Source organism: Pantoea sp. C1E2 (assembly GCF_056491465.1).
In genome coordinates this window covers 3090378-3109209 of record NZ_JBSZHT010000002.1, presented here as the reverse complement: position 1 = coordinate 3109209, position 18832 = coordinate 3090378, and the positions used below count along the sequence as shown (strand labels likewise).

At 55.0% G+C, this 18832-nt stretch carries 16 protein-coding genes, 1 pseudogene and 1 riboswitch; of the genes and pseudogenes, 6 read left to right on the top strand and 11 right to left on the bottom strand.

Annotated features, from left to right (window positions below):
• Positions 1–374 precede the first annotated feature (374 nt).
• The 6 genes from sanA to metG form a co-directional block, all read right to left on the bottom strand.
• A complete protein-coding gene (gene sanA, locus ACXI0A_RS14910; protein WP_100701037.1) occupies positions 375–1094 on the bottom strand; it encodes an outer membrane permeability protein SanA in 720 nt (239 codons plus the stop codon).
• A gap of 136 nt (positions 1095–1230) precedes the next feature.
• Positions 1231–2928 carry an NAD-dependent malic enzyme gene (locus ACXI0A_RS14905; RefSeq protein WP_224931208.1) on the bottom strand — a complete coding sequence of 566 codons (1698 nt, stop codon included), beginning with the start codon at positions 2926–2928 and terminating at the stop codon, positions 1231–1233.
• 160 nt (positions 2929–3088) lie between these two features.
• A complete protein-coding gene (gene cdd, locus ACXI0A_RS14900) occupies positions 3089–3985 on the bottom strand; it encodes a cytidine deaminase (protein WP_476147990.1) in 897 nt (298 codons plus the stop codon).
• A gap of 124 nt (positions 3986–4109) precedes the next feature.
• The gene (locus tag ACXI0A_RS14895) at positions 4110–4802 is read right to left on the bottom strand and encodes a CidB/LrgB family autolysis modulator (RefSeq protein ID WP_476147991.1); all 693 of its coding nucleotides are present in this window, start codon (positions 4800–4802) and stop codon (positions 4110–4112) included.
• Positions 4795–5169, bottom strand: a complete 375-nt coding sequence (locus tag ACXI0A_RS14890) for a CidA/LrgA family protein (protein WP_224931213.1) — start codon at positions 5167–5169, stop codon at positions 4795–4797. Before ACXI0A_RS14890 ends, ACXI0A_RS14895 begins: the two co-directional genes overlap by 8 nt.
• 57 nt (positions 5170–5226) lie before the next feature.
• Positions 5227–7314, bottom strand: a complete 2088-nt coding sequence (gene metG, locus ACXI0A_RS14885) for a methionine--tRNA ligase (protein ID WP_476147992.1) — start codon at positions 7312–7314, stop codon at positions 5227–5229.
• An 88-nt stretch (positions 7315–7402) separates the two neighbouring features.
• Here metG and apbC point away from each other — a divergent pair, with 88 nt between their 5' ends.
• Entirely contained in the window at positions 7403–8515 is a 1113-nt protein-coding gene (gene apbC / locus ACXI0A_RS14880; protein ID WP_224931217.1) for an iron-sulfur cluster carrier protein ApbC, read from the top strand.
• On the opposite strand, the gene ACXI0A_RS14875 is transcribed toward apbC, so the two are convergent.
• Entirely contained in the window at positions 8512–8964 is a 453-nt protein-coding gene (locus tag ACXI0A_RS14875) for a GNAT family N-acetyltransferase (protein ID WP_476147993.1), read from the bottom strand. The genes apbC and ACXI0A_RS14875 overlap by 4 nt on opposite strands.
• A 337-nt stretch (positions 8965–9301) precedes the next feature.
• Here ACXI0A_RS14875 and ahpC point away from each other — a divergent pair, with 337 nt between their 5' ends.
• Positions 9302–9865 carry an alkyl hydroperoxide reductase subunit C gene (gene ahpC, locus ACXI0A_RS14870; protein ID WP_224931221.1) on the top strand — a complete coding sequence of 188 codons (564 nt, stop codon included), beginning with the start codon at positions 9302–9304 and terminating at the stop codon, positions 9863–9865.
• Positions 9866–9935: 70 nt separating this feature from the next.
• Positions 9936–11504: an alkyl hydroperoxide reductase subunit F gene (ahpF, locus tag ACXI0A_RS14865; protein ID WP_476147994.1), complete on the top strand. Its 1569-nt coding sequence runs from the start codon at positions 9936–9938 to the stop codon at positions 11502–11504.
• A gap of 64 nt (positions 11505–11568) precedes the next feature.
• Here ahpF and ACXI0A_RS14860 read toward each other — a convergent pair whose 3' ends face one another.
• Positions 11569–11772 carry a hypothetical protein gene (locus ACXI0A_RS14860; RefSeq protein WP_476147995.1) on the bottom strand — a complete coding sequence of 68 codons (204 nt, stop codon included), beginning with the start codon at positions 11770–11772 and terminating at the stop codon, positions 11569–11571.
• 323 nt (positions 11773–12095) lie between these two features.
• Positions 12096–12191, top strand: a riboswitch (TPP riboswitch).
• A gap of 33 nt (positions 12192–12224) precedes the next feature.
• Between ACXI0A_RS14860 and thiM the strand changes: the two genes are divergently transcribed.
• From thiM to fbaB, 3 genes are all read left to right on the top strand, one after another.
• Positions 12225–13010, top strand: a complete 786-nt coding sequence (gene thiM / locus ACXI0A_RS14855) for a hydroxyethylthiazole kinase (RefSeq protein WP_476148007.1) — start codon at positions 12225–12227, stop codon at positions 13008–13010.
• The gene (thiD, locus tag ACXI0A_RS14850) at positions 13007–13807 is read left to right on the top strand and encodes a bifunctional hydroxymethylpyrimidine kinase/phosphomethylpyrimidine kinase (protein ID WP_476148008.1); all 801 of its coding nucleotides are present in this window, start codon (positions 13007–13009) and stop codon (positions 13805–13807) included. The genes thiM and thiD overlap by 4 nt, the downstream gene beginning before the upstream one ends.
• A gap of 203 nt (positions 13808–14010) precedes the next feature.
• Entirely contained in the window at positions 14011–15063 is a 1053-nt protein-coding gene (gene fbaB, locus ACXI0A_RS14845) for a class I fructose-bisphosphate aldolase (protein ID WP_476148009.1), read from the top strand.
• A gap of 63 nt (positions 15064–15126) precedes the next feature.
• On the opposite strand, the gene ACXI0A_RS14840 is transcribed toward fbaB, so the two are convergent.
• The 3 genes and pseudogenes from ACXI0A_RS14840 to ACXI0A_RS14830 form a co-directional block, all read right to left on the bottom strand.
• A complete protein-coding gene (locus ACXI0A_RS14840) occupies positions 15127–15813 on the bottom strand; it encodes an FCD domain-containing protein (protein ID WP_476148010.1) in 687 nt (228 codons plus the stop codon).
• Between the two features lie 98 nt (positions 15814–15911).
• Positions 15912–17372, bottom strand: a complete 1461-nt coding sequence (locus ACXI0A_RS14835) for a mannitol dehydrogenase family protein (RefSeq protein WP_476148011.1) — start codon at positions 17370–17372, stop codon at positions 15912–15914.
• A 53-nt stretch (positions 17373–17425) separates the two neighbouring features.
• A pseudogene (locus ACXI0A_RS14830) lies at positions 17426–18710 on the bottom strand (MFS transporter).
• Positions 18711–18832: the final 122 nt, after the last annotated feature.

Sequence of the window (18832 nt, the reverse complement as noted above, 5' to 3'; positions counted from 1 at the left end):
CCCCGCCGTTCCGTAAGGCAGACGAACGGCGTGAAGGCACCGCGTCAGCGGCGCGAGGACCGCCAGCCCCCAAAGCGACACCAGACAGCGTTATAACAGTAACCTAAAGCGACACCCGACAGCGTTATAACAGTAACCTAAGCGACACCAGACAGCGTTATAACAGTAATCTAAAGCGACACCCGACAGCGTTATAACAGTAATCTAAAGCAACACCCGACAGCGTTATAACAGTAACCTGAAGCGACACCAGAGAGCGTTATCACAGCAGCCTGAAGCAGCGTTATCACAGTAACCTGAAGCAGCAGCAGATAGCGTCACCACAACAACCCAAGCGACACCAGATGGCATCAACGCAATATCTTCAGATAGCGTTACTTCTGCAACTTCTCTTCCAAATCCAACAGCTGCTCAGGCGTCACCGCCGGATAACTCTGCGCATCTTCTGGCACTTCATGCACCGCTGGAATCGGCACCAGCGGGCCGAGGAAGCGGGGTTCGCGTTTCATCAGATACAAATCGGCTAATGCGCCTAAACGTGCGCCAACCTCGCGGAAACGCACTGACAGCATATTTTTCGGAGAAGGCACCGCAAAACATTGCGCCTGAATCCCCAGATGTTGGGCGATGTAAAGCGCGCGCTCACAGTGGAAACGCTGCGTGATGATGATGAAATCATTGGTATCGAACACTTTGCGCGTACGCACAATCGAATCCAGCGTACGGAATCCGGCATAGTCGAGCACGATATCAGCAGGATCGACACCGGCTTTGATCAAATCGCGGCGCATGGTCATCGGTTCGTTATAGCTTTGCAGCGCATTATCACCGCTCAGCAGCAGGTAATTCACCTTGCCACTGTTGTACGCGTTGAGCGCACCCTGTATGCGATAAAGGTAATACTGATTGATCACGCCAGTGCGGTAATACTTAGCAGTACCTAAGACCACCCCGACCTGACGATGCGGCAGCGAGGTGACATCTTCATAAATAAACGGGGCAGTTTTCCAGCTGATCCAGCGATCCAGGCCGAGCGCGGTCGCCACCATCAATAAGATGATGAAAAACAGACCAAAGAAAACGCGTTTAATCATGCGCGTAAGCACTCGGATGGCAAAATTCAGGATGGCTAAAGGCTACTTGAGGCGGGGACATGAAGCAAGTTTACGCAGGTTGGCTGGCGATATTTTAAGCGCAGCCGGTACTGTATTCACCGGCTGCACTGGCTGATTAAATAGAAGTACGGCGATAATGACGATACTGCGGCAGCCAGAAGTTATTATTCACGGCTTTAGACAGCACGTCTTCTGAAGTGACCACGGCCACGCCAGCCAACTGTGCTGCTTTACCCACTTCCATGGCGATCAGCTTCGAAACGCCCTGAATGTGTTTCAATTCTGGCAGCACCGGGCCTTCTCCATCGTTCACCAGCGGTGAGCAGTCAGCCAATGCACGGCTGGCGGTCATCAGCATCGAATCGGTGATGCGGGTGGCTCCTGCGGCGATCACACCCAAACCAATACCTGGGAAGATATAGGAGTTATTGCACTGGGCAATCGGGTAGGTTTTACCTTTCCAGGTCACCGGTGCAAAGGGGCTGCCGGTAGCAACCAACGCTTCACCGTCGGTCCAGGAGATGATATCCGCTGGTGTGGCTTCAACGCGTGAGGTTGGGTTCGACAGCGGCATCACAATCGGACGCTTGGTGTGTTTATGCATCTCACGGATGATCTCTTCCGTGAACAGACCTGGCTGACCGGACACACCAATCATGATATCTGGCTTGGCGTTGCGCACCACGTCCAGCAGTGAGATGGAGTCACTGGTGACATCCCAGCTCTTCAGGTTTTCACTCTTCTGCACCAGCTTGCTCTGGAAATCGAGCAGGTTTGGCAATTTGTCGGTCAACAGACCAAAACGATCCACCATCATCACGCGGGCACGCGCTTCGTCATCGCTCAGACCTTCAGACTTCATCTGGGCAATGATCTGCTCGGCGATACCACAACCGGCAGAACCTGCGCCGAGGAACACGACTTTCTGCTCACACAGGCGGCTGCCTGCGGCACGGCTGGCAGCGATCAACGTGCCGACGGTGACGGCGGCGGTGCCCTGAATGTCATCGTTAAAACAGCATACTTCGTCGCGATAGCGCTCCAGAAGCGGCATGGCGTTCTTCTGCGCGAAGTCTTCGAACTGCAGCAGCACGTTCGGCCAGCGGCGTTTCACTGCCTGAATAAACTCATCAACAAAGGCTTCGTACTCTTCGCCGGTAATACGCGGATGACGCCAGCCCATATACAGCGGATCGTTCAGCAACTGCTGGTTGTTGGTACCGACATCCAGCACCACGGGCAGGGTATAAGCCGGGCTGATACCGCCACACGCGGTGTAAAGCGACAGCTTACCGATCGGGATACCCATACCACCGATGCCGAGGTCGCCGAGGCCGAGAATACGCTCGCCATCGGTCACCACGATCACTTTCACGTTCTGCTTGGTGGCGTTCTGCAGCATGTCTTCAATGCGATCGCGGTTGTTATACGAGATGAAAACACCGCGTGCACGACGATAAATTTCAGAGAAGTGTTCACAAGCCGCGCCGACGGTTGGGGTGTAGATAATCGGCATCATCTCTTCCAGATGATTGTCGAGCAGGCGGTAGAACAGGGTTTCGTTGGTGTCCTGGATGTTGCGCAGATAGACATGCTTGTCGTTATTGTTTTTGAAGTCCAGGAACTGACGCCAGGCACGTTCGGCCTGCTCTTCGATGGTTTCAACGGCTTCAGGGAGTAAGCCGTTAAGGTTAAATTCGTTACGCTCATCCAGGGTGAAGGCGCTGCCTTTATTCAACAGCGGAAATTCCAGCAGAATCGGGCCCGCGTAAGGAATATACAGCGGACGTTTACTTTCGTAGTCGAGTTCCATGCAATGTTGGCTCCGGTTGCAGTGTTTGCTGACGTATCACCGGGAAAAGGTAACGCCAGACCAGGTTCTTGTGAAGTGGTTCTGGCGCCCGATCCTAAGAGGATTCTTGCGGATGTACAGCTTTTGTTAATAGAAAGTCACAAAAGCGATGAAAGGATCACTAAACTGATGTTTTCGAAACTAAAGTAACTGAGAAATCTTCACAGCCCAGCGCCGCGAGCGTGGCGCGCGTGGCATCGCGCTGGCTCAAAGTACTGACTTCACATTCGACCAGCACCGCCTGTTGGATGGTATCCAGCGCTTCATTACGCATGTTCATCAGAATCAGCGCAGCCTGCAACGGCGGCAGACTTGGGTTGAAAGCAGCGTTTTCCGCATAGCGCCCGGTAAAAATGTTGCCGCTCTGGCTGCGCAAGGCCACGCCACTGTAGCTGTGACTGTAAGGCGCATGGCTATTGTTCGCGGCTTCAATAGCCGCCTGTTGTAACGCATCACCTTGCACCGCGAAGCCGTGATGAATCGGTGTCAGCAGCCGTTCAGTGATATTGAGATCGGCAGGACCAAAAGCATCCGGCAGATAATCGCCCAGCGTACTCACTGCACGTCCTGGCAGACTGATGCGAATCGCCGTGCCGCTGTTCAGTTCGTTCATAAACTGACGGCAGTGGCCGCAAGGCGTGTAATTGACGGTGATGGCGTCGAGTTTCTCTTCGCCATGCAGCCAGGCGTGGGTGATGGCGCTTTGCTCCGCATGCACGGTTTGCTGCAGCGGTGCGTGTTCAAACTCCATGTTGGCACCGAAGTACCAGTGGCCGCTCACGCCGCGTGAAATTGCCCCTACGTTAAAGTGAGACACCGGTGCGACCGCGCAACAGGCGGCAATCGGCAGCAGCGCTAGCGCTAAGGCATCCTCATCCAGCCCCGTTTCCTGCTTCAGACGCGCCACGTCCTGTGGGCGCAGTACGCCGTCAAAATCAGCTGAATCCAGCAAGGGATGAATCGCAGTTTGCAAGTCAGCGGGCAGGGCGGAGAAAGCAGCAGTGAATCGTGGATGCATGATGTGATGACCTCATTAACGCGTTAGCGGCGATGCGCCGCCTGAAGGGTTATATGTGATCTGTGTCGCTGTGACAATGTAAGCTGATTGAGTTGTTTCAACTTTGCGAGATCTCTCGCAAGTTTTAGCCCCACCAGTGCATCAGCAGCGGGAAAAGGAAGGGGGCCAGCAGCGAGGTAATAATGCCGCAGATCACCAACGCCAGCGAACTGAATGCCCCTTCCTGATAATCGATCTCCGCCGCGCGCGCTGTGCCTAACGCGTGCGAGGCGTTGCCAATCGCCAGACCGCGTGAAGACTTACTCTGCACCTTAAACAGATTCAGCAGCATATGGCCGAACACCGCACCGAGCACGCCCGCAATCAAGACGCAGATGGCGCTGATGGCCGGGATGCCGTGCAGCGAACCGGACACTGCCATGGCAATCGGCGTGGTGACGGATTTCGGCATAATCGTCGCCGCGATTTCCGGCGTTGCCCCCATCCACAGTGCAATAGCCGTGCCGGAGACCATCGCCGTGATACTGCCAATAAAACAGACGCTGATAATGGTTTTCCAGCGTGCGCGAATCTGATGCATCTGCTCATACAGCGGCAGGGCCAGTGCCACCACGGCGGGTTGTAGCAGCTGATTGAGGAATGCGCTGCCCGCGAAATAGCGTGTGTAAGGGATATGCGTCAGCAGCAAAATCGGGATGACAATCGCCATCGCCACTAACAGCGGGTTAATGATCGAGATATTGATTTTGGCTGCCAGCTTACGCGCCAGCAAATAAGCCACTACGGTGAGCGGCAATGACCACCAGGCGTCAGTCATGAGGCTGCTCCTTTGGACGTTGCAAACGCTCGGCGCTCAGGCCGACGATCAGCAACACCATAAAGGTGCTCACCACGCAGGAGACGACAATCGGTCCAAACTGTGCGCTCAGGATATCGGTGTAACCCATCACGCCGACGCTGATCGGTACAAACAGCAGCGCCATATAGCGGATCAGCAAATGACAGCCCGGTTTCACCCAGCCGACCGGCAGGATTTGCAGCGCCAGCAAGGTAAACAGCAGAAGCATGCCGATAATACTGCCCGGAATAGTAAACGGCAGCAGGGCAGCAATACCGTTTCCGGCATAGAGCGCGGCATAAATAATCATAAAGGCACGCAAATAGTGCCAGCAGGCAGTTAGCACGACAGGCTCCACAACAGAGGCTCGATAAAAAAGCCGCCCTGAAGGCGGCTTGTTCAATTACTTCACCTGCATCCCAGGTTGTGCACCGCTATCAACGGACAACACAAACAGGTCTGAACCACCGGAACCGGCTGACAGCACCATGCCTTCTGAGATGCCGAAACGCATCTTACGCGGTGCCAGGTTAGCGACAATGATGGTCATCTTGCCAACCAGTACCGATGGATCCGGATAAGCCGCGCGAATGCCCGAGAAAATCTGACGCTTCTCACCGCCAAGATCCAGTTCCAGACGCAGCAGCTTGTCAGAACCTTCAACCAGCTCGGCTTTCTCGATCAGCGCCACGCGCATATCGACTTTGGCGAAATCGTCGATGGTGATGGTGTCACCAATCGGCGCGTCAGCCAGAGGACCGGTAACCGCAGGCTTGTTCGCCGCAGCCGCATCCTCTTTAGAGGCTTCAATCAGCCCTTCAACTTTGGCCATTTCGATACGGCCATACAAGGCTTTAAACGGTGCCACATCGTGATCCAGCAGCGGCTGCGCAATCGCATCCCAACTCAGTTCCGTGTTAAGGAAGGCTTCAGTACGTGCGCTCAGTGAAGGCAACACCGGCTTCAGCCAGGTCATCAGAATGCGGAACAGGTTGATACCCATTGAGCAGATTGCTTGCAGGTCAGCATCGCGGCCTTCCTGTTTCGCCACCACCCACGGTGCCTGCTCATCCACATAACGGTTGGCGATATCTGCCAGCGCCATGATTTCACGGATGGCACGGTTGTACTCGCGGCTCGCCCAGGCTTCACCAATCTTCTCTGACGCATCCACGAAGGTCTGATACAGCGCCGGATCGGCCAGTTCGCTCGCCAGTTTGCCGCCAAAGCGTTTAGTAATGAAACCGGCGTTACGGGACGCGAGGTTCACCACCTTATTGACGATATCGGCGTTCACGCGCTGCACGAAATCTTCCAGATTCAGGTCGATGTCGTCGATGCGTGAAGAGAGTTTCGCCGCGTAGTAGTAACGCAGGCTGTCCGCATCCAGATGTTGCAGCCAGGTGCTGGCCTTGATGAAGGTGCCGCGCGATTTGGACATCTTCGCGCCGTTCACCGTCACATAACCGTGCACGAACAGGTTGGTCGGCTTGCGGAAGTTGCTGCCTTCCAGCATTGCTGGCCAGAACAGGCTGTGGAAATAAACGATGTCTTTACCGATGAAGTGATACAGCTCGGTAGAAGAATCTTTTTTCCAGAACTCGTCGAAATCGATGTTGCCGCGCTTGTCACACAGGTTCTTGAAGGAACCCATATAGCCGATTGGCGCATCCAGCCACACGTAGAAGTATTTGCCCGGCGCGTCAGGGATTTCGAAACCGAAATAAGGCGCATCACGGGAGATATCCCACTGCTGCAGACCGGAGTCGAACCACTCCTGCATCTTATTGGCGACCTGCTCCTGCAACGCACCGGAACGGGTCCAGGTCTGCAACATCGCGCTGAATGAAGGCAGATCAAAGAAGAAGTGCTCAGAATCACGCAGCACAGGCGTCGCGCCGGATACCACGGATTTCGGATCGATCAGCTCGGTTGGGCTGTAGGTCGCGCTGCACACTTCACAGTTATCGCCGTATTGATCCGGTGACTTACATTTCGGGCAGGTGCCTTTCACAAAACGATCGGGCAGGAACATGCCTTTTTCCGGATCGTACAGCTGTGAAATGGTGCGGTTCTTGATGAAACCGTTCTCTTTCAGACGACCGTAGATCAACCCTGACAGCTGACGGTTTTCGTCGCCGTGGGTGGAGTGATAGTTGTCGTAGCTGATGTCGAAGCCAGCGAAGTCAGTTTCGTGCTCCTGCTTCATCTCGGCGATCATCTGCTCAGGTGGGATACCGAGCTGTTGTGCTTTCAGCATGATCGGCGTGCCGTGGGCATCGTCTGCGCAGATGAAGTAAACCTGGTTGCCACGCATTCGCTGGTAACGGACCCAAATGTCAGCCTGAATGTGCTCAAGCATGTGACCGAGATGGATTGAACCGTTTGCGTACGGCAGTGCGCACGTTACCAGAATTTTTTTAGCGACTTGAGTCATAGTTTGCGTAGCGTTCCGTGAATAAAAATCGGGCTTAGATGTTACCCGAAGCACCCTCTGGCGTAAACACAACTGGACGGCATCTGATATTATTGAAAGCACATCGCCGATATCTGGCGTGATGAAAACACAAGGAGTTGGGATGACATCACAATCCCGGGAACATCATTCACCCGAAGCGTTGCGCGCTGTGGTTATCGGCGTGCTGAGTGACTTTGAACATCCGACACTGCATCACAATCTGACGACTTTGAAAGCCCTGCGCCATGTGGCACTGCTGGATGGCAAGCTGCACATCGAACTGGTGATGCCTTTTGCCTGGGCCAGTGCCTTTGAAGAGCTGAAAGCGCAAGTCAGTGCCGAACTGCTGCGTCTGACGCAGGCCAGCGCCATTGACTGGCGCTTGCGCCACGACATCGCCACGCTCAAGCGTGTGAAAAATCATCCCGGCGCGACAGGTGTGAAGAACATTATCGCGGTGAGTTCCGGTAAAGGCGGCGTGGGCAAATCCAGCACCGCGGTGAACATGGCGCTGGCACTGATTGCCGAAGGCGCAAAGGTCGGCATTCTCGATGCCGATATTTACGGCCCGTCGATTCCCAATATGCTCGGCACCGAAAGCCAGCGTCCGACCTCGCCGGATGGCACGCACATGGCGCCAATTATGGCGCATGGACTGGCGACCAACTCGATTGGCTACCTGGTCACCGATGAAAATGCCATGGTGTGGCGCGGCCCGATGGCCAGCAAAGCCCTGATGCAGCTGCTGAACGAGACGATGTGGCCGGATCTTGATTATCTGATCCTCGATATGCCACCGGGCACCGGCGACATCCAACTGACGCTGGCGCAAAACGTCCCGGTGACCGGCGCGCTGGTGGTGACGACGCCACAGGACATTGCCCTGATTGATGCGCGCAAAGGCATCGTGATGTTTGAGAAAGTCAGCGTGCCGGTGTTGGGCGTGGTGGAGAACATGAGCATTCATATTTGCAGCGAATGCGGCCATCACGAGCCGATTTTTGGCACCGGTGGCGCGCAGAAACTGGCGGCGGATTACCACACCCAGCTGCTGGCGCAACTGCCGCTGCACATTAATCTGCGTGAAGATTTGGATGATGGTGAACCGACGGTGATCCGCCGTCCGGACAGCGAATTCACCGCGCTGTATCGTCAGCTAGCCGGTCGCGTGGCCGCCCAGCTCTACTGGCAGGGCGAAGTGATTCCGGCCGATATTGCTTTCCGCGCGGTTTAACGAACCCTTTTTCCGCTGGCGCGTGTCGTCAGCGGAAAATGCATCAACACATATTTTCCCTGTTCGCTCTCACCGGTGGCTTCACGCTGCCAGCCATGTTTCAGGTAAAACGCCTGCGCGGGCTCATTCAGCATCAGGCATTTCAACGCACCGGTTGAGGTGAAGCGCTGATGTACCGCTTCCAGCAAGGCGCTACCCACTCCTTGTCCCTGAAACGCGGGATCGACATACAGGCTATGCAAAAAATTATCGTTAGGAAGGATGCCGGCAAATCCGGCGCGATGCCCATCGATCAAAGCCACTAACACCGTTTCCCCCAAAATCACGCCATCCAGATCTTCCAGCGCCCAATCATCGCCATCCAGCCAGGTCCAGTTATGACGGCGCGACGCCAGAAACAGCGTGCGCAGAAAAGGGCGGTCGGCTTCGTCAAATAATCGAATTTCCAAGCAGGGGCTCCAGCATATCAAAAGGGATGTCGCGTGACGGTCGCCATAAATGGCAACCCTACAACAAAGCAGGATTTTTGTAGGGGGCGCATTTATGCGTACCTTTTGCCATTGGGGGCGGTCGCGTTAAATGGCGACCCCAGGTAACAGTAGCCGACGGAAAAAGATAAAGCCTGTCAAATCATCAGGCTTTCTGTGTAGAATGCCGCGGCAAGCCGCATGGAATCTGGCATCAGCGTTTTGATAGCTTTTGATTATCTGATTGATAACGTCTGCGTATTAGAAGTTGGCCCGAAAAAACTGTAACTTGCATCACATCTTTTAACGGAGGTCACCTATGTCCATCATTAATACCAAAATCAAACCATTTAAAAATGCAGCGTTCAAAAACGGCGAATTCATCGACGTAACCGAGAAAGACGTTGAAGGTAAATGGAGTGTTTTCTTCTTCTACCCGGCTGACTTCACCTTCGTTTGCCCGACTGAACTGGGTGACGTAGCAGACCATCACGAAGAGCTGCAGAAACTGGGCGTAGACATCTACTCTGTTTCTACTGACACGCACTTTACCCACAAAGCCTGGCACGGTTCTTCTGACACCATCGCAAAAATCAAATATGCGATGATCGGCGACCCAACTGGCGCACTGACCCGTAACTTCGAAATCATGCGCGAAGACGAAGGTCTGGCAGATCGCGGTACCTTCATTGTTGACCCACAGGGCATCATCCAGGCTATCGAAATCACCGCTGAAGGCATTGGCCGTGACGCATCTGACCTCATCCGTAAAATCAAAGCGGCTCAGTATGTGGCTTCTCACCCAGGTGAAGTGTGCCCAGCTAAATGGAAAGAAGGCGAAGCAACACTGGCTCCATCTCTGGACCTGGTTGGCAAAATCTAAGCAACACCCAGCCATTCGATCTTTCTCAATCGGGTGCTACGGCACCCGATTTTCATGACAGGAACTCACTATGCTCGATACCAATTTAAAAACACAGCTCAAGGCTTACCTTGAGAAATTAACGAAACCGGTTGAGTTGATTGCCACACTGGATGATGGCGCTAAATCTGCGGAGATCCGTTCTCTGTTAGCCGATATCGCGAGCTTGTCAGAAAAAGTCAGCTTCCGTGAAGAGAATGATCGTCCGGTTCGTAAACCCTCTTTCCTGATCACTAACCCAGGCAGCAATAACGGCCCGCGTTTCGCCGGCTCGCCAATGGGGCACGAATTTACGTCACTGGTGCTGGCCCTGCTGCAGACCGGTGGACACCCTTCGAAAGAGTCGCAGAGCCTGCTGGAGCAAGTGGTGGCTCTGGACACTGACCTGCATTTCGAAACCTATTACTCACTGTCGTGCCACAACTGTCCTGACGTGGTACAGGCGCTGAACCTGATGGCGGTGCTGAACCCACGCATCAGCCACACCGCTATCGACGGCGGGATGTTCCAGAACGAGATCACCGAACGTAATGTGATGGGCGTTCCAGCCGTATTCCTCAACGGTAAAGAGTTCGGTCAGGGCCGTCTGAGCCTGGCGGAAATCGTCGGCAAAGTGGACACCAACGCAGAGAAGCGTGCAGCAGAAGAGCTGAACAAGCGTGACGCCTATGAAGTGCTGATCGTCGGCAGCGGCCCAGCGGGCGCAGCGGCAGCGATTTACTCTGCACGTAAAGGTATCCGCACTGGCCTGATGGGCGAGCGTTTTGGTGGCCAGGTGCTCGACACCGTGGACATCGAAAACTACATCTCAGTACAGAAAACCGAAGGCGCTAAGCTGGCCGGTTCACTGCGTGCCCACGTCGATGATTACGATGTTGACGTTATCGACACTCAGAGCGCCATCAAGCTGATCCCAGCTGCGAAAGAGGGCGGTCTGCACGCGATTGAAACCGCGTCTGGCGCGGTGCTGAAATCACGCAGCATCATCATTGCCACCGGCGCACGCTGGCGCAACATGGGCGTGCCGGGTGAAGAGCAGTATCGCACCAAAGGCGTGACCTACTGCCCACACTGCGACGGCCCGCTGTTCAAAGGCAAGCGCACGGCGGTGATCGGCGGCGGTAACTCCGGCGTTGAAGCGGCTATCGACCTCGCAGGTCTGGTTGAGCACGTGACACTGCTGGAATTCGCCAGCGAAATGCGCGCTGACAAAGTGCTGCAGGACAAACTGCGTAGCCTGAAAAACGTGGATGTGATTCTTAATGCGCAGACCACCGAAGTGAAAGGCGACGGCAGCAAAGTCACCGGTCTGGCTTATATCGATCGTAACAACCAGACCAGCTACGAGATCGCGCTGAGCGGTATCTTCGTGCAGATTGGTCTGTTGCCGAACACCACCTTCCTTGAAGGCGCGGTAGAACGTAACAAGATGGGCGAGATCATCATCGACGCCAAATGCGAAACCAGCCTGAAAGGCGTGTTCGCGGCGGGTGACTGCACCACGGTGCCGTACAAGCAGATCATCATCGCCAGCGGCGAAGGCGCGAAAGCCTCACTCAGCGCGTTCGATTACCTGATCCGTACGCAGCCTGCTGAATAAGTTCCTGCTATAGCCACACCAAGGCCCTGCAACGGATGTTGCGGGGCTTTTTTTTGCCTGTTATTCATCCTAACCAACGGCGTGCTTCCGCATCGCTAATGTCGCGATAATAAATTTTATGCAAATGCTCGCCGCAACCTTTGCATTGGGCTTCAACATAGGTAGAAAAATAATGGCGGCCGGAAGGGCAAATTGCGCCTTTACGTGAAATACGAATGTCGTGCCATTTATGGGCGTGCGGAATAAAGCTGAATAATTTTGAGATCATTATCGATTCCGGAATTGGATTGGCAGTGACTCTCTTCAAGTCCGGAGGGGGATTAGGCCTTGCCACGCCGGGTGGGGCGTTGATGTGCATCAATGAATGCTTATGCGCGTGTTTATTAGTCGATTTTTCAATGATCAGAATAAATTTGGCAGATTCAGTCGCAGGTTGAATATTAATAAAAATTGATCGAGGCAGGCCTTTTTAAATTCACGATATCAAATTATTTTCACTCATTTGATTTAGTGCCATTTTGCGCGCCCTGCACACCACCACGATTTACAATTCCCCTTACGCGCCTTATTCTGTGTGCGGCATGTTTACCATGCCATGACTCGGGGTGCCCCTGTAAAGCAGGGCTGAGATACACCCGCTGACCTGATCTGGATAATGCCAGCGTAGGGAAGTCAGATGCCTGACCGCATTCGCCTTCTTGATCGCCGGTTGGGAGTTTTATGACACAGCCTGACCTTCTTTCCCCCGCGCAACTCGCGCAATCCCTGCAACTGCTACGGCAGCAGTCTCCGCTGGTGCACTGCATGACCAATGACGTGGTGCAAACCTTTACCGCCAATGTGCTGCTGGCTTTACAGGCCTCTCCCGCGATGGTGATCGATGCCGAAGAAGCTGCGCAGTTTGCCGGTTTTGCCGATGCGCTGTTGATCAACGTCGGCACCTTAACCCGCGATCGTCGCGATGCGATGCTGACGGCGGTGCAGGCTGCACAAAAGGCGGGCATGCCCTGGACGCTCGATCCGGTGGCCGTTGGTGCACTCTCATTCCGCACCAAATTCTGCCAGCAGCTGTTGAGCCTGCATCCCGCCGCGATTCGTGGCAACGCCTCGGAAATCCTCGCGCTGGCTAATCAGGCTGCGGGCGGACGCGGCGTGGACAGCGTGCATCAGGCCGATGCCGCACTGAGCGCGGCGCAGCAGTTGGCGCAGGATTACCACACGCTGGTGGCAGTCACTGGTGAAGTCGATTACGTCACCGATGGTAAACGCACGCTGGCCATTCCAGGCGGCAGCCCGCTGATGACGCGGGTGGTCGGCACCGGCTGTGCGCTTTCCGCCGTGGTGGCGGCGCTCAGCAGTTTGCCGGGCGATCGCTTGCAGCATGTCGCGGCGGCTTGTCGCGTGATGTCAATGGCGGGTGAGCAGGCGGCGCGCGCCGTTGAAGGACCGGGCAGTTTTGTCGCGGCATTCCTCGACAAATTATGGACGCTGGAGGTTGTCGTATGAAACGCATCAACGCGTTAACTATTGCTGGTACTGACCCGAGCGGCGGCGCGGGCATTCAGGCGGATCTCAAAGCTTTCTCCGCACTGGGCGCTTATGGCACCAGCGTGATCACCGCGCTGGTGGCGCAAAATACCTGCGGCGTGCAGTCGGTGTATCGCATTGAACCGGACTTCGTCGGCGCGCAGCTGGATTCGGTATTGGACGATGTGCGTATCGATGCCGCCAAAATTGGCATGCTGTCGGAAACCGCGATTGTCGAAGTGGTGGCCGAGCGGCTGAAACGCGCCAGCCTGCCGTTTGTGGTGCTGGATACGGTGATGATTGCCAAAAGCGGCGACCCGCTGCTGTCGCCCGATGCGGTGGCCAGCGTGCGAGAACTGCTGCTGCCGCAGGTGTCACTGATCACGCCCAATCTGCCCGAAGCGGCAACATTGCTGGGACGCGATATGGCGCAGGATGAGAAAACCATGTTGATGCAGGGCGATGCGCTGTTGGATCTCGGTTGTGAAGCGGTACTGATGAAGGGTGGCCATCTTAGTGATGCCGAAAGCCCGGATTGGCTGATTACACGTGCAGGGCGTCAGCGCTTCACCGCACCGCGCATCAATACGCGCCATACCCATGGCACCGGCTGCTCGCTGTCAGCTGCGCTGGCTGCACTGCGCCCGCGTCATGATAACTGGGCTGACACAGTCACAGAGGCCAAAGCCTGGCTGCAGCAGGCCTTGCTACACGCGGACTCGCTGGAAGTGGGTAAAGGCATCGGGCCAGTGCACCATTTCCATCAATGGTGGTAAGGCAAAACCGACATTAAGGCGTGCCTCCGCGTTACAGGACTCAAACTGAAGGCGGCTCATAGCAAGGTGGCAGAATTTTTTTACTGCGTATCCGTCTGAAAAATGGTGTCAGCAATTTGCCAGCCTGGCGCATTTCGGTCCAGGCTGTTGGGGGCGAATCGGCCATTGCCGGTTCCATTCCAGCCATTTATTCAGGAGCCAACATGACGGACATCGTACAGTTATTGGGCAAAGAAGCGGATTCTCTTCTTCAACATCGCTGCATGACCATTCCAGCGGACAGCCTTTATTTACCGGGCGCGGATTTCGTCGATCGCGTAATGATCGATAACAATCGTTCTCCTGCCGTACTGCGTAATATGCAAACCCTGTATAACACTGGCCGCCTGGCGGGCACCGGCTATCTGTCAATCCTGCCGGTCGATCAGGGCGTTGAGCACTCCGCGGGCGCCTCCTTTGCCGCCAACCCGGCTTACTTCGATCCGAAGAACATCGTTGAGCTGGCGATTGAAGCCGGCTGTAACTGCGTGGCATCCACCTATGGCGTGCTGGCCTCGGTCTCGCGCCGCTATGCGCACCGTATTCCGTTTATGGTCAAACTGAACCACAACGAAACGCTGAGCTATCCCACTCAGTACGATCAAACCTTGTACGCCAGCGTCGAACAGGCATTCAATCTGGGTGCAGTAGCGGTGGGCGCGACGATTTACTTCGGTTCAGAGCAGTCACGTCGTCAGATTGAAGAGATCTCATCGGCCTTTGAGCGTGCCCATGAACTGGGCATGGTGACTGTGCTGTGGGCTTATCTGCGCAATGATGGCTTCAAGAAAGACGGCGTGGATTATCATGCCAGCGCCGATTTAACCGGTCAGGCCAACCATCTGGCAGCCACCATTGGCGCAGACATCGTGAAGCAGAAGATGGCCGAGAACAACGGCGGTTATAAAGCGGTGAAATTCGGTCATACCGATGAGCGCGTGTATAGCAAGCTAACCACTGAGAATCCGATCGATCTGGTGCGCTACCAGCTGGCGAACTGCTATATGGGCCGTGCCGGATTGATTAACTCAGGTGGGGCGTCTGCAGGGGACACCGATATTGCCGAATCTGTGCGTACTGCAGTAATCAACAAACGTGCGGGCGGTATGGGGCTGATTCTGGGTCGTAAGGCGTTTAAGAAGTCGCTGAAAGAGGGCGTGCAGCTGATTAATGCGGTGCAGGATGTCTATCTGGCGAAAGATGTGACCATTGCTTAATTAAACCTGGCTTGCTTGCCATTTCGCGGTCGGGCAGTGCACTGCCCGTCCGCGAGAACCATGTTAAGGCGCTTCAAACCACTCGCTATTGCGTTCAGCAATCGGCGTAATGGTCAAAATCATCTCCTGCAGATGACGGCGCATCGCAGTTTCTGCCTCTTCAACATCCTGTGCTTTTAACGCGTTGTAGATGTCTTGATGCTGCTGAATCAAACTCTCTGGCGGTGAAACTTCGCTCAAGGTCAGGAAGCGCACGCGATCCATGGTGGCTTTGATGTTTTCCACCGTCTCCCACGCCAGCGAACAGTTAATTCCTTCGGCGATTAAGCGGTGAAACTCATCGTCCAGCGTTAAAAATGCCTGGCTGTCGTGACGATCGGCGGCTAAACGCTGCAGCTGCAAGTTATGCTCCAGCGCCATCAATCCCTCGGGGCTGATCTCCTGCGCGGCGCGGCGTACCACGGCGATCTCCACTGCTTCACGGATAAAACGGCCGTCGGCTACACGCTGGGCGGAAATCTTGCGCACGAATGTTCCGCGCTGCGGCAGCACCTGCACCAGGCCCGCTTCCGCCAGTTTGATAAAGGCTTCGCGGACTGGCTGGCGCGACACGTTAAAGCGCGCGGACACTTCCTTTTCCGACAGCAACGAGCCCGGATGAATGACGCAGGTCACGATATCTTTGCGCAGATAACGATAAATCTGCTGATTTACGGGTTCGCTGGTGGTTATGGTATAGGCAATCGACATGCAGCAATATCCGTATTACGGCTGGCCTACGCCAGCTCGATGAGAAAGGTTCAGTCTAATCAGCACGCTGCATCTGCGCTACACATTTGTGAAGGCACTTATGCCTGCGTCACAAGGGCCTGTACCGTGGCGCGTGCGCCTTGCGTATTCAGCTGCTTGTAGAGCTCAGTCACTCGTGAAACGAAGGCGGTCTGATAACGTAAATCATCGCCAAACACCGCTTGCAAACGCAGTAAGGCTTCTACGCGCTGCGTGCCCTCATCACTGTGCGCCACTATACTCGCCAACTGCTCCTTCATGGGATCGCGAATCTCAATCGCCTGACCCTGTTCATCGACACCGCTCACGTAGCGCATCCAGCCCGCCACACCGAGCAGCAGATAGTCACAGGAGGTGCCGTTGCGCAGATGCCAGCGCACGCTGTCCAGCAAACGCTGCGGCAGCTTCTGCGTGCCGTCGGTAGCGATTTGATAGGTGCGATGCTTGATGGCGCTGTTCTCGTAGCGCGCAATCAGCGAATCGGCATAAGCGGTGAGATCCACACCCTTCGTGCGTAGCGTCGGAGCCTGATCCTGCAACATTAGCGCGCGTGCTGCCGTGCGGAAGTTGCTATCGGCCATGCAATCACTGATGTGTTCATATCCGGCCAGGAAGCCGAGATAAGCCAAAAACGAATGGCTGCCATTTAACATGCGGAGCTTCATCTCTTCGAACGGTAGCACGTCGCTGACCAGTTCGGCTCCGGCGTTTTCCCATGCCGGGCGGCCATTAACGAAATTATCTTCGATGACCCATTGGAAGAAGGGTTCTGCTTCAACCGCCACCGGATCGCTACTGCCTAAGCGTGCTTCCAGCGCATCAAATGCCGCATCAGTCATCGCGGGGACAATGCGATCCACCATGGTGGACGGGAAGGTGATGTGCGTTTGAATGTACTCCGCCAGTTCATGGCTGTGGCGTTCTGCCAGCTGGATGATGACGTTGCGGGTGACGTGGCCATTTTCCGGCATGTTATCGCAGGACATGACGCTGAACGGTGCTAAACCACGCTCGCGACGACGCATAATCGCCGCCAGAATCAGGCCCGGCAGCGAGCGTGGTTGCGCAGGGTTTTCCAGATCATGCACAATATCGGGATGATCCGGATTGAGCTTGCCGCTGGAAGGCATATAGCAATAGCCTTTCTCGGTCACCGTCATCGATACAATCGCCACATCCGGCTGGCTCATCGCCTCAATCACTGCATCAATACCGTCGCCTTTGCCATGCAGCGCTTGCGTCACCACGCCAATCACGCGGGTGTGCAGGCTGTCATCTGCCATTTCGGTCAGGGTATAAAGCAGGTCTTGCTGACGCAGCGCTTCAATCAAAGCACCGCTGTTGAGATTGACTTCGCAGTAACCCCAGTCACTGCCTTCAGCCGCCAGTTTATCGCTGGCGAGCGCCTGATGCGCACGATGGAAGGCACCAAAACCGATATGTACCATGCGGGTTTTTAACTGGCTGCGGTCATAAGTGGGGCGTTGTACGTCAACGGGAAGGCGTTCAAGCTCTAACATGCGTTTTCCTTTTAGCAAACGGGGCGCTAAGCGCCCCGTTCTCATTAAAACGGTTAAACAGCTACCGGTTTATCGGTGGTTTTGGGTTCGCGGATAACAAACAGTACCAGTATCGCGCCCACTGCCGCCACGGCTCCGGCCAGAATAAATGCACTGTCAAACTTGCCGGTGTTCTGCACAATAAAGCCGGTGACGATAGGGCCGATAATCCCGGACAGGCTACCAATCAGATGGATAAAGCCACTGATGCTGCCGACACGGCTTTTGTGCACCACATCCTGAATAATCGCCCAGTAAATCGCGCCGGTGATGTACAGGAAGAAGATGGAGATCGACATCATGATCACTGCCGAGTGCACTTCTTTAATCGTACCTGCCAGCGCCACACAAATTGCTGCGGCCAGCAATGAAACCACCAGAACGATTTTGCGCGATAACAGCAGTTTGCCGGTGATATTGAAAATCTTATCGGATATCCAACCACCTAATGCCAGACCAACGAAGCCTACAATCCACGGGATCATGGTGGTGATGCTCATGGATTTGATATCCAGGCCGTGTGCCTGCACCAGATAGGCCGGGAACCAGCTCAAGAAGAAGAACAGAATATAGTTGTAGCAGAAGAAGGCGAAGGCGGTGACCAGAATGATCGGCTGGCGCAGGTAGAAGCCCATACCGTGCGGTTTGCCTGAGGCATCGATCACATCAGCCGGTTCTTCAGCTTTCAGTTTCTCCACCAATGCGCGTTCTTCCGGTGACACTTTCTTGCTGCGTGCTGGGTTATCGGCCGCGAAGAAGAACCACAGACCCATCCACACCAGGCCAATCAGGCAGATCACCACGAACGCCGGACGCCAGCCGAATGACAGCGCCAGATAGCCAACGATCGGACCGGCCACGGCGCCACCCAGAGGGTGAACCGGCACTCAGCAAGCCCATGGCGGTAGCCGCCTGTTTTTTCGGGAACCAGCCGTTGATGGCCTTGTTCGCCGAGGCGCAGATCGGGCCTTCCGCCATGCCGAACAGCACGCGCAGAATCATCATCGACCAGAAGCCGGTTGCTAGTGCGGTCATGCCGCAGAACAGCGACCACATGCCAACGGCGGTGCCTAACACAATCGTCGGGCCGAATTTATCGGTCGCCAGGCCACCGATGAAGTTGAACAGCGCGTAGCCAAAGAAGAAGCTACCGAAAATCATGCCGAACTGTTCGGCGTTGATCATCAGGTCTTTTTCCACCAGCGGTACGGTCAGAGAAAGGGCAATACGATCGAGGTAGTTGATCATATAAACCAGGAACAGCAGCAGTACGAGGGTCCAGCGTAGATTCTTTAACATAGAAACTCCGTTTCCCCGTCATGCTTCAATCTGTCTTTATGTGGCCTGTTTAATCGCATCCCCTTCGAGGATTTAATTACTTGCCGCCATGACACAGCCTGAAGCATTGAGAGGATTATTAT